Genomic DNA, 18,180 nt, shown 5'->3' on the forward strand with positions numbered 1-18,180 from the left:
ACATGAAAGATCACAGCACAAAAAAAGCTGGCAGAATCTTTCGGCTATTCCTATACGCTATAGTATCAGGAACAGTTCCGTTATTCTATCAGCCTGCAGTTGCTCAACAAAAAAAAGACAGCACTCAAAAAATACAGGAATTGGGAGAAGTAGTTATCTCATTTAACAAATGGGAACAACAACTGAATGAGGTACCCAACAAAATCACAAAAATCAATCGGACCCAGATTCAGCTGCAGCAACCACAAACCGCAGCGGATATGCTGGCTCAAAGCGGATCTGTCTTCATCCAGAAAAGCCAGCTCGGAGGTGGAAGCCCAATGATCAGAGGATTTGCCACAAACCGGGTACTATTGGTTGTGGATGGAGTTCGCATGAACAATGCCATCTACAGAAGCGGAAATCTGCAGAATGTTATAAGTATAGACCCGCTTGCATTGGAAGCGGCAGAAGTGGTGTTTGGCCCGGGCAGCCTGATTTACGGATCCGATGCCATAGGAGGTGTAATGGACTTTCATACACTGGAACCCAGATTCAGTGCGGATTCCAACTGGCTGGTGAGAGGTGCTGTGCAGGCACGTTACTCCAGCGCGAACAATGAGAATACAATACATGCCGACTGGAATATAGCCGGAAAAAAACTTTCCTGGTTGTCATCCATCACCTACAGCAAATTCGACGATCTGAAAATGGGAAAACAGGGAGGACAGGATAGTTACCTGCGCCCGGAGTATGTCATCCGGCGAAATAACAGGGATACCATCCTTACCAACACTGACGCCCGTGTACAGCGGTTTTCCGGATATGAACAATGGAACCTGATGCAGAAACTCAACTACCGGATCACAGATAAAATGAAACTTCAATACAGTTTTATCTATGGAGGTACGGGTACTCATCCACGTTATGATCGATTGATACAGTATCGTTCCGGAAGGTTGCGATTTGCAGAATGGAATTATGGGCCCATGCTTTGGAGAATGCATACACTGCATTTCCTGAGCAATCAAAAAACAGCGCTTTACGATAACCTGCGAATAACCGCAGGGTACCAGAATTATGCAGAGAGCCGCCTGGATCGCACGTTTAACCGAAACATCCGGAATCGGCAGGAAGAATTAGTAGATGCAGTCTCCGCCAACCTGGATGCGATAAAAACAGTTGGCAAAGGTCAATTGTATTGGGGAGCTGAATACGTACTTAACAAAGTGGGATCAACCGGCAGTACAACGAATATTGAAACTGGAGAGTCTGCTTCTTCCGTCAGCCGCTATCCTGATAACAGTAACTGGTATACAGCAGGATTGTATGGAAGTTATAAAATCAACTTAAGGGAAGACCTTACCTTAACTTCGGGTATCCGATACAGTTACAATGGTCTGAATGCACGATTCAACACGCAGTTCATCCCTTTCCCCTATGAAAAAGCGGTTATTCAAAAAGGGGCCTTCATTTTCAATCTGGGAACCGTTTACCGTCCAACCGCCAACTGGCAGTTGCATGCTCATGTATCAAGCGGGTACCGTATGCCCAATATTGACGATATCGGGAAACTGTTTGAATCTGCTCCCGGAAATCTGACAGTACCCAACCCCGGACTTGAACCCGAATATGCCTGGAATATGGAAATGGGGGTTGCCTATGACATCCCGGCAATTCCGGAGCATCGGCCGGCAGGAAGACTGGAACTAACAGGTTTTTATACAATTCTGGAAAACGCTATCGCATTAAGACCATTTCAGTTCAATGGCCGGGACTCTCTTGATTTTGATGGAGTGATAAGCCAGGTAAATGCGCTTCAGAACCTGGCCAGGGCCACGGTATGGGGTGCTCAGGCTGCTGCAGTCCTTCCACTGCATCGTTGGTGGATCCTGCGACTGAATGCCAATTATACCTGGGGCAGGGAAACGGATGACGCCGTCGGATCCAATAAACAGGTTCCGTTGCGCCACGCACCGCCCTTTTTCGGCAACCTGGCCTTCCAGTACAACCGATCCGCATTTACCCTGGAAGCCAACCTGGTTTACAACAGCTCAATCAGTGCTGAAAACCTGGCGCCATCAGAGCAAGCTAAAACCGATATCTATGCGACCGACAGAAATGGAAAGCCCTACAGTCCGGAATGGCACACCATCAATCTGAAGGGAAGTTATCGGGTTACGCCTGTGTTTGTACTTAGCCTGGGCTGGGAAAATATGACCAACCAGCGATACCGCCCCTACTCCAGTGGAATAGTGGCTGCGGGTTCTAACCTGGTAGCCAGCCTGAGGGCGACTTTTTAAGGTATAATTGCACGGAAGCCTTGTAGAAGGCGGGATTCAGGTCCCGCCTTCTTTTTTGAACATAGTGTTGGAACAAGAAAAATTCCCTAAATTACGATAGTATAATCCCTCATATGACGGAAGAAGCACTCCTGCAAGCTTGTATTAATAATGAGCCGATGGCACAAAAAGAACTGTACCAGAAGTACAATTCTAAGATGCTGGCGGTATGTTACCGTTTCGCCCACAACCGGGAGGATGCGGAAGATATGTTGCAGGAAGGTTTTATCAAGGTATTCTCGCAGATCCATACTTTTCGCTCCCAGGGCGCATTAGAAGGATGGATTCGAAGAATCATGGTGCATACCTGTATCAACCACCTCAAGCGCAACAAGAAGTTCAATGAAAATGTAGATCTGATTCATGCCACCGGTTTGCAGGTTCGGGAGGAGTCTATACCATCCATAGTACAGGCCAAACAGGTTATTGAATGCATTCGGATGCTGCCCATCGGCTACCGGACCGTTCTCAACCTTTATGCCCTGGAAGGATATTCCCACAAAGAGATTGCGACCGTGCTGGACATTGAAGAAAGTACAAGTCGTTCTCAATATACCCGTGCCCGTCAGATGCTGGAAGAAATCCTGGTTAAGCGAAAAATTATGGCAAAACCCCAGGAGAAAGTGTCCCTGCTAGCAGCGTTTGGGCGCTAATAGCACTCTTAGTATGGGGTAGGGTTTGAAAATTAGGAGTCCCTAACCGGAAGCGTAATGGAGCAACATTTTTTTGAGGACGAATTTGAGCAGTTTCTTCGTGAAAATGCTGACCAGCACAGGATGTATCCTTCCGAAGCGGTGTGGACCAACGTATACCGTAAATTTCACCCCGGGAAACGCAGGCTGATGATAACCATATTGCTGTTACTTATTTTCTCCGGCATGTATTGGCTGTTTTCCACTTCGGCATTACCGGTTTCCAAATCTAAAACCGCCGAGGTAACACCAGTCGAAGAGTCCACCTATCACGATCATTTTCCCTCTGTTACAGTGGATGATATCATAGCTAAACTAAGGGCAAAATCCTTCATGCCGCCCCTTACTATTGAGGCACCAGTGGCCCTGAAACCCCTTGGTATTCGCAGAGAACTCAGACCATCGCTGGTTTCCATCCCGACCGTTTTCTCCGCTAATTTTGGATATGCAGAACAATTCTCTTTGTCGCATTGGGACCTGGTATTACCCCGGCTTAACTTACCTGTTTATGACCTGAGCAGCGTGCCGTTCAAAAAATTAGTCACACAAGTTGAAACCAGCATTTCTCCAACTTCAACTGAAGAAATTGAACATACCGAATTGGTTTCATCCGGTGTGGCGGCTAGGGAAGTCGTTGCGAAAGAGGTCATTGCTATGCCGGATCAGCCCGCTTCCACGCACCCATCACTCCGGGAAGAGAGTTTATCCAAACCAACCAGCAGCACCACTTCCTTTGCAGGTCTTATTCCTGTTAAAGTAAAAACTGAACGGAAGACAAAATGGGAAAGTTCCATGCATTTTGCTCCCACTGTTGGTTACCGAAATTTGTTTGACAGCAAGAACTGGGTTACCTATGGAAACTCACCGCTGATGGTGAGCCGCCTGAATGTAAACCAGTTTGTAGATCATAAACCCGCCATCGGCTTTGAACTTGGAGGAGGAATTCGCTACCGGCTGAACAAAGCGTTGGTATTGAAAACCGGACTGCAACTGAATCTTACCCGTTACAGTATTGGCGCATTCTCTCACGCCACAGAAAAAACTACGGTTGCACTTAATCCTGAATTAGGCTTCCGCCCGGATACCATGATTGCCACTTCCAATCTCAGAAACCTGGCCGGCAATCGTCCTGAACGCGTACACAACGCCTACTTACAGATATCCATGCCCGTTGGAGCAGAATTGAAATTATTTGGCGACGATCGTCTTCAGGTAAACCTGGGTGGTAGTTTACAACCCAGTTATCTGCTCAATACCAACCAGGTGCAGCTAAGCGCAGATTTCAGCAATTATGTTAGTGAGCCATCCCTCTTGCGTCGCTGGAACATTGCCAGCAGCATGGAAGTTTTTGTTACTTATAATACCGGAAAAGTCAACTGGCAGATCGGTCCCCAGTTTCGTTATAACCTGCTTTCCACCTTCAAAAAAGCCTATCCCATCAAGGAAAACCTGATGGAGTACGGACTTAAAATCGGTATAACCCGGCCGATCCGTTAATTTTGCGTATGCAATTTTCAACTTGTAAACAGCTGCTTGGCGGGTGGTTAATGATATCCTTATGGATTGGTTGTAAAGACACCGGTAAATCTCTTCCCTCTGAAGAAAAACAATATTTCCCGGTTGCCGATTATATTCGTTCCCAGCTTCATGTAATTGACTCTTTGCAATTGCCGGTTACCCTTTATCGTTCAGGTGAAAATGGATCCGACACATTGCTTCTTTCAACGAAGGAATGCCTGGAAATGGCAGCTCCCTTTCAGGAACCAGATATTACCGACCCGGCCGTTTCGACTAAATTTACCGAAACCAGTTTCGCGGATCAATCCATTCCCAGTGTAACCTTCAATTATACCACCAAGGATGAAAAGCTGCCATTGAAGCGGGTAGATGTGGTGCTGCATCCTGATCCGGCACTCGCGGAGAAAGTCAGAACTATTTACATGGAAAAAATATATTCCAATGGCGATACCCTGATTGAAGAAAAACTATTCTGGAACAATGACCATTATTATCAGATTTTGAGAACCAGCAAAATCGGTTCCGCACCTCCCACACTTTCCCAGGTGAAGGTTGTATGGGATCCAACTGAATAAGGAATGACAGCTACTGAATTTCAACAGATCTCATCTACCATTCCTCTCTCGCCCGGCATTTATAAATATTATGATGACGGTAATACGCTTTTGTATGTGGGCAAAGCAAAAAGCCTGCGAAAGCGGATCAGTTCTTATTTTTCCAAAACATTCACCAGTTATAAAACACATGAACTTGTTCAGCGTATTGCTCGGATTGAGTTTACTATTGTAGACACAGAACAGGACGCTTTCCTACTGGAAAATGCGCTTATCAAGCAATTTCAACCCCGCTATAATATTGACCTGAAGGATGATAAAACCTATCCCTATCTGGTCATCAAAAAGGAACCCTTCCCCCGTGTTTTTCTAACCCGCCGCAAAATCAACGATGGATCTGAATACCTCGGCCCTTTTACTTCCGTAGGAAAAGTGCGGGAACTATTGGATTTCATCAAACTAACCATTCCACTCCGTACTTGCAAGCTCAACCTTAGTGCTGCCAACATCCAAAAAGGGAAATATAAAGTTTGCCTTGAATACCATCTTGGTAACTGTAAAGGACCCTGTGAGGGATTGCAATCGGAAGAGGAATATCGGCAAGGGCTGCTTCAATTGCGGAATCTGATGAAAGGGAACCTGGGCCCGGTTATGCAACAATTCAAACAGGAAATGCAAGGCTACGCGGGGGCACTTCAGTTTGAAAAAGCGGAGATGATGCGACGCAAACTGGATTATCTTGAACAATACCAGGCAAGATCCGTCATTGTTAGCAAACATCTTGGCAATCTGGATGTATTCTCTATATTAAAGGATGGTGATACAGCCTTTGTAAATTACCTGATGGTACAGCATGGCACTATCGTACAAACCCACACCATACAGTTGGAAACACACCTGGATGAAAACCAGGAGGAAGTACTGCTCTATGCGATAGGTCAACTTCGGGCATCATTTAATAGCCAGGCAACAGAAATAATTGTCCCTTTTGAATTACCAGGCTGGCAGGAGGAGACCTTAGACGAAAAAGAATTCCTGATTACCGTTCCTAAGGGTGGTGACAAAAAAAAGCTGCTGGAGCTATCTCTAAAAAATGTGAATTATTTCCAGGATGAAATTCGCCGTAAAAAAACACTCCACCTGGAAGGCAAGTCCGAAGAAGAAAAGAAACAGGTACTGTTTCAGTTGATGGAAGATTTACAACTTCCCGAACTACCCGTTCATATCGAATGTTTTGATAACTCGAATTTCCAGGGTGCATTTCCTGTAAGTGCGATGGTATGTTTCAAAGAGGGGGTAGCCAGCAAAAAAGATTACCGCCACTTCAACGTGAAAACGGTGGAAGGGATCAATGATTTTGCCACTATGAAGGAAGTAGTAACCAGGCGTTACAAACGATTGAAAGACGAAGAAAGCTCACTTCCTCAACTGGTTATCATTGATGGAGGAAAAGGGCAATTGGGGGCAGCAATGGAAGCGATTCGGGAATTGGATCTGACTGGTAGTATGACCCTTGTGGGACTGGCAAAAAATGAAGAAGAACTATTTTTTCCTGGTGATTCGGAGTCCGTTCGATTACCCTACAACAGTGAATCGCTCAAACTGATTCGCCGCATCCGGGATGAGGTGCATCGGTTTGGAATCACATTCCACCGCAACCAACGCAGTAAAGGCACTTTTAAAAACGAATTGGAAGGAATTCCTGGTATTGGTAAGGCAACTGCAACCCAGCTGCTGCGCAAATTCAGGAGCATTTCCAATATAAGAAATCTAAGTGAGGAAGAAATAAGCCAGGAAATAGGTGGCGCAAGGGCAAAACTGGTTTGGGAATATTTCCATAAAGGCTGAGAGCACTATGTGCTTTAAAACTCAAATTGTACATTGCACTGTCATGTTCAAAACCATCCTTAATGAAATACCAAAACCCGCCGTGGTATTGAATATCCCGGAGGAGGGAAAACTGTTCATCCTTTACAGTAACAAAGCATTTAACCAGCTTCTCTATAAAGACAGGATTTTTACTGATAATCCGGCCCTTGAAGGCTATTGTCTTCAGTTACTGGCTGCAACTCACCAGGTAAGTCCCGATAATCCCATAAAAGGCAATCAAACAATATTCTTAACAGGGAAACCAGAAGTTCAGGAACTGCAAATTGAATTTACCGTACTGAAAGAGTCTGCAGAACCATTCATCCTGGCTGTGCTGCAAAATACAAACCAGACAACCGGTCAATTTGAGAACAAACCGCTGATCGAAGAAGCAGGTGATATTTGTGTGATATTAAACAGGGACGGGAATTACCTGAGTGTTTCGAATCAGTTTTCGGAAATCATGGGGTACAGTACCGCGGATGTTATCGGCACCAATGTCTTTGAACTGGTCCATCCGGAAGACCGTAAAATGGTAAAAGAAAATTTTCAGCGGCTTCAACAGGAAGTCAGTGTTTTTGCACCACCTTTTCGTTTCCTTAAAAAAGATCAAAGCTGGTGCTGGTTGCAAAGCGTAGGCACCAATCTGCTTGAGACGGATCCCGGCAAAGCAATAATAGTAAACAGTATGGATATAACCCAACTGGTGCACACACAACAGGAATTGCAATTGAGCAATGAAAGATACCAGCTGATTTCCAAAGCCAGCAAGGATGCCTTGTACGACTGGGACATTCCAGAAGACATATTTTACTGGGGCGATGGCTTTAACCGTTTATTTGGCTACGCAGCAACAGGCGAACCATTCCGTTTATCGAACTGGATTGCCCTGACACACCACCAGGATGTGACAAAACATGAACAGCGATGGAATACATTTTGGGTCGATCCTCGCCAGAACAGCTGGACCAATGAATTCCGGTTCAAAAAAGCCGATGGAACTTACGCCTATGTAGAAGAAATTGCCTATCTGATACGTGATAAGGAAGGAAAGCCAATTCGCATGATCGGCTCTGTTAGAGATATATCGGATACCAAACTTGCACGGAATAGAAAACAACTGGAACAAAATATCACCCAATTATTCAGATCCACAAGGCCACTGCATAAGATCCTTCAACAGGTAGTGGATTATTTGGCGCAATTAGGATATTTTGAGTTATCGGAGATTTGGCTTTGTTCGAGTCGCCAGGACAAAATGCGACTAATCGCTTATCACTGGAATTCTAAAACCGCCCCACATTTTTATCCGGAAAATAAAAGAGTAACAGAAATAAAAAAAGGAAAAGGGTTTATTGGAAAAATCTGGCAAACCAGGCAACCGGAGCATTGGGGCTCAGCACAGATAAGAAAAGAATTTGTACGTGCACAGAAAGCTGAAGCCGCGGGCATTGAATCCATTTCCGGTATACCACTAACAGATAGCAATCAAGTAATTGGAGCTGTAGTATTCGGTCGCACCTGGAATACTGGAGAAGAGGCCTTTACCGTATCCATTATTGAAGCAGTTCAGTATTCATTAGGCGCTGAAATCAGGCGCAAACAACAGGAGGATGAGATGCGCCTTATGTTTGAGAGTTCACCGGATATCCTCGCGATTATATCTCCCGATGGATATTTCACCCGTGTGAATCCGGCATTTTGTACAATCATGGGTTACTCTGCACAGGAATTGACCAGCAAACCCTTCCATTATTTTGTTCATCCTGACGACCTGGAATATTCGTTAAGGACGTTTAGTGAAACCCTGATCATTGATGAAAAGGCAACCAATTTTGTAAATCGCTATGTTACCAGGAGCGGTGAACACCGGTGGATTTCCTGGAGCTCCTCAGAAGTATTCGGAGATGAAAACCAGGCATTCGCCTATGGAAGGGACATTACTGAAATGAAACAATTGGAGGAGCTGATTGACAATACCTCCAAGTTAGCCAGGATAGGCAGTTGGGAAATTAATATGGCGGATAAGAAAATCTTTTGCTCAAAAATCACCCGTGATATACTGGAACTAAAACCCAATCAGCAATTACAACTCAATAGCCGGCTTGAGTATATTCGGGAAAATAGTAAGGAGAAAGTTCGAAGATTATTACAGGCTGCCATTTTTGACCGCGAACCCTGGGATATAGAAATAGAAATAGAGACTGCAAAAGGATCCGCCCGCTGGGTACGTTTGATAGGTCAGGCCAGTTTCAAACAAGGCCGGTGTGACCGGATTTATGGAAGTATACAGGACATACATGAAAAGAAGCTGTATGAAGCCTCTCTTGAGAACCTAAACCTGGAACTGAAGCGGATCAACCAGGAACTAAAAAGCTCCAACGCGGAACTGGAACAGTTTGCCTTTGTAGCATCACATGATTTACAGGAACCGCTTCGAATGATTACCGGATTTCTTACCATGCTGGAGAAAAAATATGGCCCCCAACTCGATAGTAAAGCGAATCAGTATATCTATTACGCAGTTGATGGAGCAAAGCGGATGCGGGGAATCATACTGGATCTCCTTGAATATTCTAGAGTCGGCAGAATGAATACGACACTGGAACTCGTAAACCCGGAAATACTGATCAGGGAAGTGAAACAATTGTTACAAAATCAAATTGAGGAAAAATCCGCGACCATCAATCATGATCCATTACCAAGGATAGCAACCTATAAAATACCCCTGCAGCAGGTATTACAAAATCTGGTAAGCAATGCATTAAAATACAGCCACCCTGACCGAAAACCTGAGGTTTTGATTTCTGTTACCGATCAACAATCGTATTGGCAGTTTTCAGTACAGGATAATGGAATTGGTATTGAAGCTGATGCCCATGATAAGATATTTGTTATTTTCCAACGACTGAATTACACACCGGAAATCCCTGGTAGCGGTATGGGACTTGCCATTGCAAAAAAAATTACTGAATGGCAAGGTGGTAAGATTTGGGTAGAATCTGAACCAGGACAGGGAAGTACCTTTTATTTTACATTACCGAAAACAGGGGCTGATCTATTTAAAGACCAATAATGCTGCATGAAAGAGTTCCACATTTTACTGGTAGAAGACAATGAAGGAGATATTCTGATGACTTCAGAATCAATACAGGAGTATGATCCGGATTGCCATATAGAAGTTGCCAGAAATGGGCAGGAAGCAATTGAGAAACTTCAATCCTTCAAGGAAGATCCGCTGCTTAAAAAGCCTGACCTTATTCTGCTTGATATTAATCTGCCCCGAAAGAACGGCCACGAAGTAGTTGCGTTCATCAAAAATCAGCTTTATCTGTCTTCTATTCCGGTGGTAATTTTAACTACTTCTTCCGCTCCATTGGATATCCAGAAAGCCTACGAGGCGCATGCCAATTCCTATCTTACCAAACCAACAGAAGCTGAAGAATTCAGCAAAATGGTAGCTGCACTGATTGAGTTCTGGAAAAGGAATGTTCACTTGTAGTAAAAAACAAAGGGGCCAGGATAGACATCCAGCCCCGTTTTTAAAATCCAATATCCTATGAAAAACCGAGTTAAAGGTAGATGAATTTTTATTTCTTCCAATACCCGGATAGCGGTATTTTTTCCATTTTCGACGAATGGCATGGAAGAGGAGACAAAGGAGACAGGGAACAAAGGAGGAAAGGGAATCGCTGATAAAAAATAAAAGTGGGTACCAGAGGTTCGGTGCCCACTTTTATTTGAAAAAGGCAGTAACAGCATAAAATAGGAAAGGAGAACGTTGTCGTTCTCCTTTCCTATTTTATATTTTACAATTACTCCTTCTTCCCTCTTCCATTCTCCCCTCTTCCTTTCCTCCAGTCTTAGTATGACCAGAGATCCTGTTCGTAATTGAAAATCTTTTCTTTGATATTCTCACCCTCGAGCAAACGAAGGATGGGATCTTTGATGAAAGCTTCAATGAACTGATCACCCGGGTTATCCAACGTGGATTTGATAATCCGACTGGCGAACATCCGGCTTTCGAACAATTCTTCCCAGCTCATCCGGGCACCGAAGTTTTTACCATTGTAAGCTTCATATCGGGCCAGCAATGGGCGCATATCAGGGTAGTAAACCCAGAATAGCGGAGTAACTGCACGGAAAGACCCATCGGAATTTTTAATGGTCTTGAGCGGAGCGATACCCAGAATACGAACATGCAAACGGGAAGACTCTTTATCAAATACCACTTCTTCCTTCACCCAGTATTTTTCAACTTCTTCAGGATTGAATTCATTCACAATCACACTGTCCTTCAAAATACCAAGTGATCCGTCAGGGTCTTTGGACCAATCAGGAACCTGGATGGTTAAAGGTTCGCCAACCAATTGCTTGGTAATTTCTTTCAATGTGATAGGGGTAGTAAACCGATCATCTACCGGGTTGAAAGCAGTGATCTCACCACTTTTCAGGGAGCCCAGTAAAATATTGATGAAACGCTGGTTACCATTATCGTCATCCGCTTTATACATGAAGGGCAGGTTCATTTTTTCATGAACATCGATTTCCCTCCACAAACGCTGGCGATACACCGCATCATCTTCCCGGATATGTTCATATGACAGGGGAATACGCTCCTTCACAAGGTTACGCTCTATGGCGTTATCATTCCTGAGTGATTTACGCGTTTCGCCTAGTTTCAATTCCGGTTCCACTGGTGCTGCCGGCGTAGTGTCAACGGCTGGTGCCTGCGTCAACGCGGCGGCATTACCAGTATTGTTTTTGTTGGTGCTGGTTTTCTTGGTGCTGGTTCGCTTGGAGGAGGTCCGGCTCGGCTTACGCTGTGCCTGTACACCTTCTGCACTGAAGCCAATCACAGCTACCAGCAAACAAAATTGGATGATACGGTTTTTCATTTTATCCTGTTTTAGTCAATTGCTTATTTCAAGTTAAAGAAGATACCTGGAAGTTCACGTACGCGGCCATCCGGACCTTTTACACGAATCTGATCAAAAAACACGCTAGAACCTGGTGTAGCTTTGTTAATAATTGCAGCAGCGCCACCATTCCAACGGGGACCATCATTAGCAGATTGCTGATAGGTTTGGAATGCTCCACCATTAGCACCTACTACATAACTGATCACATCGTATTTAGCGTCAAATTCAGAATCCATGAGTTTAGCCAACAAACCACCCATAGCTTTGAACTGGGCTGCAGGCATTGCGCCACCTTTGCTGGCACCCACCATTGCAGTAGGATCAGGCAGCGACTTCACCCGCATTGGGAAAGAGCTGGTTTTACCTTCAACAGTGATTTTGATTTCAGCAGGCCCCATTTTGCTCGGCTTGATGATGTAACGGTCGCCACCTGCAGGAGTAATTGCACCACCAGTGAAGCTTACGTTCATCTTTTCTTTACCGGCAGAACCAGCAGATACCATTACCGGGTTGTCAACTCCAATGTAAACCACGTTCATTTTCTCCAGGAATACAGAGGCTCCGGAAGGAACACCCACTGTGTACTTGATAGTCTTATTCAGAACAGCATCCGTTCCATCTGGCTTCTTGAATTTAACTTCAACGTTTACGCTTCTCTCACCTGCTCCACTCACTGTGGTTTTGTACACTGCAGTTCCTTCAGCACCTAATGCAACAGGAGCACCATTGATTGATACAGAGGGTTTTGCTGCTTTTGAGAAGGCGCCAACACCGGCAGTGATTTCCAATTCCTGACCTGGCATCAGGTAGGTAGAGTTTGTTCCGGCAAAAGCCTGGAATTCGTCGAAGATAACTTCTACCTCACCGATTTCTTTATGACAGAAATCAACGATCTGGGCTTCAGAATTCTTCACATCATTCTGGAACTTACTTAGAATAGTAAGTGCTGCGATGGTTGGAGTCATGCGGAAATAGGCAGATTTCCAGTCGTTCTGTACAGTGCTTCCGGTCTGAGACTTAGGAATGCTCAGATCAAGCGGCAGCGACTTTTCGAAGTTCGCCTTCTGCTCTGGAACGATTTCCAGCATCTGCTTACGGAAATCGGTCAGTTTTTTCAGTAACTCATCGCCTTTGGCACCTTCTACCAGCATACGGGTAGAGGCATCGAGGTTATCGATAGAGAACTTTTCTTCAGGAGTACCGATGTTTTCTCCCTTGGATTCTTTTTTCAGTTCTGTCTTCAGATCATCGAGATACTTAGACATTTCTGCAGACAGCTTTTGTGCCTGTTGCGCCTTCGGATACCAGATGGCTGCTTTTTCAGCAGTTTCCGGCTTCTTCATTTTGGCTTCGAACGACTCGTAAGTCGTTTTATTTTTCTCATCCACTACCGAGTTGGCAGTACGGATGCTTTCGTCAACGGTTTTGAATGCGTTCAGGATTTCAGATGATACGTTCAATGCAAGTAGCGCGGTAAGCACCAAATACATCATGTTAATCATCTTCTGCCTGGGCTCTTTAGGTAAGGCCATGGATCTGGGATTTAAATGTTGTCAATCTAGTTTTTCACAGTTTCAATAAAGGGTACGATCAACCTGGCTTACGCGCGACCTTGCATGGCGTTCAGCATGTTACCATAAATCTGGTTGAGGTTGCTGAGGTTTTTCGCCAGTGCTGCGATTTGATCCTGTGTTTTCTTAGCATCATCCACACTTCCCTGCATAGCTTCGGAAGCCTGGGCCAGATTACCATAGAACTTATTCATCGCTTTCAGGTGGTTGTTCGTATCCTGGAGTTCCAGTTCATAGATTGTATTCAGAGATCCCAGGTTCTTGGTCAGGGTCTGTACCTGTGTATGGAACTGTTTGGTGCTTTCAGATGCTTCGTTGAAAACCGCCATGGTTGTGGCGCTCTTCTGGTAAGCTTCCTTCATTTGTCCGAGTGCACCTGCAGCTTCTTTAGTTTTAGATGCATAATCATTGGTAGCAGCTACCACATCAGATACATCTTTCATTTGATTAACGGTAGTTCCCAGTTTGTTGAAACCTTCGCTCAGTTTTTTCAGGTTGGTTGGAGTGATATCAGCTTCCTGCATCATTTTATCGAGGTTGTTCAGGGCAGGGTTGCCAGCCGGACTGGTAGACAGTTTCGGCAGAGCTTCAGCCAGCGCAGCCATTTCACCACCGGGAGGCGGTAAGAATGCGTATACGATAAAGATCAGGGCTTCCGTCAGAAGACCAACGGTCAACATAATGTCGGCAAAAGATAGGTGTAGGATTTTTGCCCATGCTCCGAAGATTACCACCGCAGCGCCCACGCATACGAAGATATTCACGAGTTTGTCAGTAGATTTTGATGCACCAGCCATAGTTGTTAATTTTTGAGTTTGAATAAGGGTTTAGATACTTGTTTGATATAGATATTAGATTTTAGATAAAAGAGTTCCAGTTCGATTTTTCAATCAAATAATAACTAGTAAGATGTTGTCTTTAGAAATTTGCTATACGCTTATTTTTTGCCTTTGCCCTGTGTAGGTGGAAGATCGATTACAGAGCGGAAACCGATATACGATTTAGCCGTATCCTGGTATTCGTAAGAGCGGGTTCCGGTTTGCAGGAAATAACCAACGTCTTTCCAGCTACCACCACGTAATACCTTACGTTTCATGCGGGGAGGATCAGAATCCTTCGCATTATAACGGATATCCGGGTTCATATCATGCTGGAAATTGTAACCACCTTCATAGTAAAGAGAAGAGGTCCATTCTGCTACGTTACCGGCCATATTATAAAGACCGAAATCGTTAGGCCAGTAAGCATCTGCGCGAACAGTGTAGAAACCACCATCTTCCGGATAGTTACCACGGCCTGGCTTAAAGTTAGCCAGCAGACATCCTTTTTTATTTCTCAGATAGTAGTTACCCCAGGGGAACATTGATTGTGAGCGACCGCCACGGGCTGCATATTCCCATTCTGCTTCTGTAGGCAGGCGGAAATCAGACTCCTGAGCACGTTTTTTACTTTCCAGGAATGAGTTGAGATAATGCGTTCTCCACTCACAGAAAGCAGTAGCCTGTACCCAGCTTACACCCACCACCGGATAATTTCCAAATGCCGGATGAGAAAAATAGCGCTTGGTCATTGGCTCATTATAGGAATAGGAGAAATCACGGATCCATACCAGCGTATCGGGATAGATGCGAACATCTTTTTTCACGATGAATTGAGAACGGGGCTTACCAGCATTTTCACGCTTGGCAGCATCCTTATTATCGAATGTTTCAGAATGATATACCAATTTGGAAGCATCCAGTTCCTTTTTGCCGAAGATTCGGTTTTCAGGAGAAAGAATCAACTGGTCGATCTTTTCAATGGTAGCTTTATCACCCCACTTGATGGTTTTTGCTTTTGCCCAGTCCACCTGGTCTACCCCGTCAACATTCTTCACAAATCCCATCAGCTTGGCAGCTGTTGAATCCCGAACCCAGTTTACGAACTGGCGGTATTCGTTGTTGGTGATTTCAGTGGCATCCATCCAGAAGCCATTAATGGATACCTGCTTATTACGGGCAGTGTATGCATAGTTGACATCTTCATCACTTGGACCCATGTGGAATGTCCCGGGTGGAATGTACACCATTCCCGGAGGTTTTGGCATAGAGTACTTGTTGCCAGGCGCTACGCCGTGCAACTGACCATCGTTTGGTAATCCTCCCTTGTTGGAGTTTTTTCCAAACATTCCGCAGCTTGCCAACATAGATACGGCTGCAAGCGTGCACAACGTGGACAGGTTTTTCATTTTCATAATATTAAAGGGTAGTGGGCAAATATAATGTTTTGTCAACATCAGCTTCTTTTGTTTATAATTTACGTCAAGGAACTGATTTTGCTTGTTCCCGTGACAAATTTAACGGTCTATAAAAGGGGATTATTGTTTTGCCCCCCAATAAAATCTTGCCAATTAACCTCGTTTTCAGTCCAAAATCACCTACAATTGTTCCAAAAACCTGTCTACAGCGCTTTCTGGCCGAAGGCAGTTATAGCTTTGGCATAGATAGATTAGTGTATCAGGGGCGGAGGGCTTGTGACGCAAAAGCGGGTAAGCGGGATTTTCCCGGGTGGCGGATTGAAGTACTTTGTACGGAATAAAATTAGCCATAATTTCATTTCGTCGTACGTCTGCCTCCTCTCCCACTACCACTATTTCTGCACATCCATCTACCCAACCCATTATTTCCATCGCCCAGCAACCAAATGAGCCCGGATATCGTACTGCTGAACCAGCCATCACACTTGTCATCGATGCCGACCTTCCAGACCAGTCAGACCGTTCAAAAATGATACCTAAGTACTTGATATTGAAGGCCATAACCGCATTCCCAGAGGGCTGGGCTCCGTCATACACTTCTCTTTTTCGCACGATTACATCTGTCTGTCGCTGGTTCGTATAGTAAAATAGCGGGCTGTCTTCCGAGCTAAAATCCCTGAATATAACTTCTGTTAATTTTTTTGCTTCTTCCAGTAATTCCGTTCTTCCCGTGATTTCCTGCAGATTTATCAAAGCCTGTACCAGATATGCATAATCATCCAAAAATCCGGGTATCTGTGCCTTCCCTAATTTATAGGTATGCAGAATGTTGTTATCCGGTCCCGAAAAAACGCGTAACATCCAGGCCATATTTTTTTCCGCCAGCCAGCGATACCTTTCTTCTCCAGTGGCAGCAAACGCTTTTGAAAGAGCTGAATTCATCAGGGCATTCCAGCATACTAACTGCTTGTCATCCAATCCAGGACGGATTCTGCTTTTTCTTGCTTCCAGCAATCTCTGACGGATTTCTTCCAGGCGCAGATTCAGCTTATCCTGATCCTGATCACAATATCCCATATCTAACAATTCCTGCCTCTTGCGCGATTTTGTTAAAATGTTAATTCCTTCCCAATTCCCTTCATTAGTGATACCCAACCAGTCGCAGGCAAGGGCAGCATCCTTTCCCAGCAATTCCTCAACTTCCCCTTTCTCCCAAACATAAAATTTCCCTTCTTCTCCTTCCGAATCTGCATCCAAAGCGGAATAAAAACCAAACTCGGCAGACATTAGTTCCCGCTCCAGGAAATCAATTGTTTCCCGGATGGTTTCAGCATATTCTGTTTTACCTGTTAACTGATATGCTTCTGACAATACCGAAACCAATAATGCCTGGTCATATAACATTTTCTCAAAATGCGGAACAAGCCATTTATTATCTGTGGAATAGCGGGCAAAACCACCGCCTAGCTGGTCATAAATTCCCCCTTCAATCATTTTATCCAGGCTTAAAAGAGCCTGGCGTAAAGCGTCTTCGGCGGCTAATTCAAGGGCTCCCTCTTTCCAATGTATGCTTTCGTCCTTCCTCTTACTGGCAAAACGGGAAGATTTTTCCATAAAACGGGCAGCATACCGAAGAAGATAAGCAATAGAAAATGTCTGAGGGAATTTGGGGGCCCGACCAAATCCACCTTCGGTTTTATCAGCATTTTTTAAAAGTACCTGCGCCATCTGGGTGAGCTGTTCAGTATGAAAATCCGGACCCGAAGCGGCTCCCTGCCCGATCCTGTTAGCCTGCACCAAATGCTGGGTTAGATTTTCAGCCTGCTGCAAGAGTTCTCCTCGTCTCTCCTGCCAGGCTTTTGAAATAGCCAGAATCACGTCGGTCCAAGCAGGCATATTATGAAATGCTTGAGGAGGATAATAAGTTCCTCCGTAAAACGGTCTGCCATCCGGTGTCAAAAAAACATTGAGAGGCCAACCACCCGAACCTGTCATGGAGGTCAGTGCATCCATATAAATATGATCGATGTCCGGTCGTTCTTCACGGTCGACTTTGATGTTGATGAACCGGTCATTCATGAGAGCCGCCACTCCCGGATTTTCAAAACTTTCCCGCTCCATTACATGGCACCAGTGACAGGCTGCGTAACCAATACTCACGAGGATAGGGCGGTCCAGTTTTTTGGCTGCCTCCAGCGCCTCTTCCCCCCATGGATACCAATCCACCGGATTGTGAGCATGTTGTAATAGATACGGACTGCTTTCTTTTGCCAATCGATTTGCCATAAGTAACGGTTGAAGAACAAAGGTATGGAAGAGGAGAATGGAAGAGGAGACAAAGGAGAAGGGAGAATGGAGGAATGGAAGATGGAGGAATGGGAGACCCCTGTACTTTACATCCCAATTCCTGGAAACTGAACCTTTTTTAACGGTAACAAATCATGAATACTGGCAGATCCATACCAATAAAAAAAGGTACCGGACCTCCGGTACCCAC

The 18,180-nt window shown here is 44.8% G+C and carries 12 protein-coding genes; 7 read left to right on the top strand and 5 right to left on the bottom strand.

The window, feature by feature from the left end:
• The first annotated feature begins 2 nt into the window (after positions 1-2).
• From MD536_RS15460 to MD536_RS15490, 7 genes are all read left to right on the top strand, one after another.
• Positions 3-2,282, top strand: a complete 2,280-nt coding sequence (locus tag MD536_RS15460; RefSeq protein ID WP_239601733.1) for a TonB-dependent receptor plug domain-containing protein — start codon at positions 3-5, stop codon at positions 2,280-2,282.
• Positions 2,283-2,395: 113 nt separating this feature from the next.
• Positions 2,396-2,974, top strand: coding sequence for an RNA polymerase sigma factor (locus tag MD536_RS15465; RefSeq protein WP_234867331.1), 579 nt, complete (start codon positions 2,396-2,398; stop codon positions 2,972-2,974).
• Positions 2,975-3,031: 57 nt separating this feature from the next.
• Positions 3,032-4,510 (top strand): hypothetical protein, encoded by a 1,479-nt coding sequence (locus tag MD536_RS15470; RefSeq protein ID WP_239601735.1) that lies wholly within the window; start codon positions 3,032-3,034, stop codon positions 4,508-4,510.
• An 8-nt stretch (positions 4,511-4,518) separates the two neighbouring features.
• On the top strand, positions 4,519-5,106 hold the full coding sequence (locus MD536_RS15475) for a hypothetical protein (RefSeq protein ID WP_239601736.1): 588 nt from the start codon (positions 4,519-4,521) through the stop codon (positions 5,104-5,106).
• A gap of 3 nt (positions 5,107-5,109) precedes the next feature.
• Positions 5,110-6,933: an excinuclease ABC subunit UvrC gene (gene uvrC / locus MD536_RS15480; RefSeq protein WP_239601737.1), complete on the top strand. Its 1,824-nt coding sequence runs from the start codon at positions 5,110-5,112 to the stop codon at positions 6,931-6,933.
• A 43-nt stretch (positions 6,934-6,976) separates the two neighbouring features.
• Positions 6,977-10,030 carry a PAS domain S-box protein gene (locus tag MD536_RS15485; protein ID WP_239601739.1) on the top strand — a complete coding sequence of 1,018 codons (3,054 nt, stop codon included), beginning with the start codon at positions 6,977-6,979 and terminating at the stop codon, positions 10,028-10,030.
• 6 nt (positions 10,031-10,036) lie between these two features.
• Positions 10,037-10,456 (top strand): response regulator, encoded by a 420-nt coding sequence (locus tag MD536_RS15490; protein WP_239601741.1) that lies wholly within the window; start codon positions 10,037-10,039, stop codon positions 10,454-10,456.
• A 361-nt stretch (positions 10,457-10,817) separates the two neighbouring features.
• Here the strand turns inward: MD536_RS15490 and porN are convergent, their stop codons facing one another.
• The 5 genes from porN to MD536_RS15515 all read right to left on the bottom strand — a co-directional run bounded on the left by porN (position 10,818) and on the right by MD536_RS15515 (position 17,969).
• Positions 10,818-11,852 carry a type IX secretion system ring subunit PorN/GldN gene (porN, locus tag MD536_RS15495; RefSeq protein WP_239601743.1) on the bottom strand — a complete coding sequence of 345 codons (1,035 nt, stop codon included), beginning with the start codon at positions 11,850-11,852 and terminating at the stop codon, positions 10,818-10,820.
• A gap of 23 nt (positions 11,853-11,875) precedes the next feature.
• Complete coding sequence (porM, locus tag MD536_RS15500; protein ID WP_239601744.1) at positions 11,876-13,408, bottom strand: type IX secretion system motor protein PorM/GldM; 1,533 nt, start codon at positions 13,406-13,408, stop codon at positions 11,876-11,878.
• A gap of 68 nt (positions 13,409-13,476) precedes the next feature.
• On the bottom strand, positions 13,477-14,244 hold the full coding sequence (porL, locus tag MD536_RS15505; RefSeq protein WP_239601746.1) for a type IX secretion system motor protein PorL/GldL: 768 nt from the start codon (positions 14,242-14,244) through the stop codon (positions 13,477-13,479).
• A 140-nt stretch (positions 14,245-14,384) separates the two neighbouring features.
• Entirely contained in the window at positions 14,385-15,674 is a 1,290-nt protein-coding gene (gene porK / locus MD536_RS15510) for a T9SS ring complex lipoprotein PorK/GldK (protein WP_239601755.1), read from the bottom strand.
• A gap of 189 nt (positions 15,675-15,863) precedes the next feature.
• Positions 15,864-17,969 carry a thioredoxin domain-containing protein gene (locus MD536_RS15515; RefSeq protein WP_239601757.1) on the bottom strand — a complete coding sequence of 702 codons (2,106 nt, stop codon included), beginning with the start codon at positions 17,967-17,969 and terminating at the stop codon, positions 15,864-15,866.
• Positions 17,970-18,180 lie beyond the last annotated feature (211 nt).

This window comes from Flavihumibacter cheonanensis (assembly GCF_022352215.1).
In the GTDB taxonomy this organism is placed as follows: domain Bacteria; phylum Bacteroidota; class Bacteroidia; order Chitinophagales; family Chitinophagaceae; genus Flavihumibacter; species Flavihumibacter cheonanensis.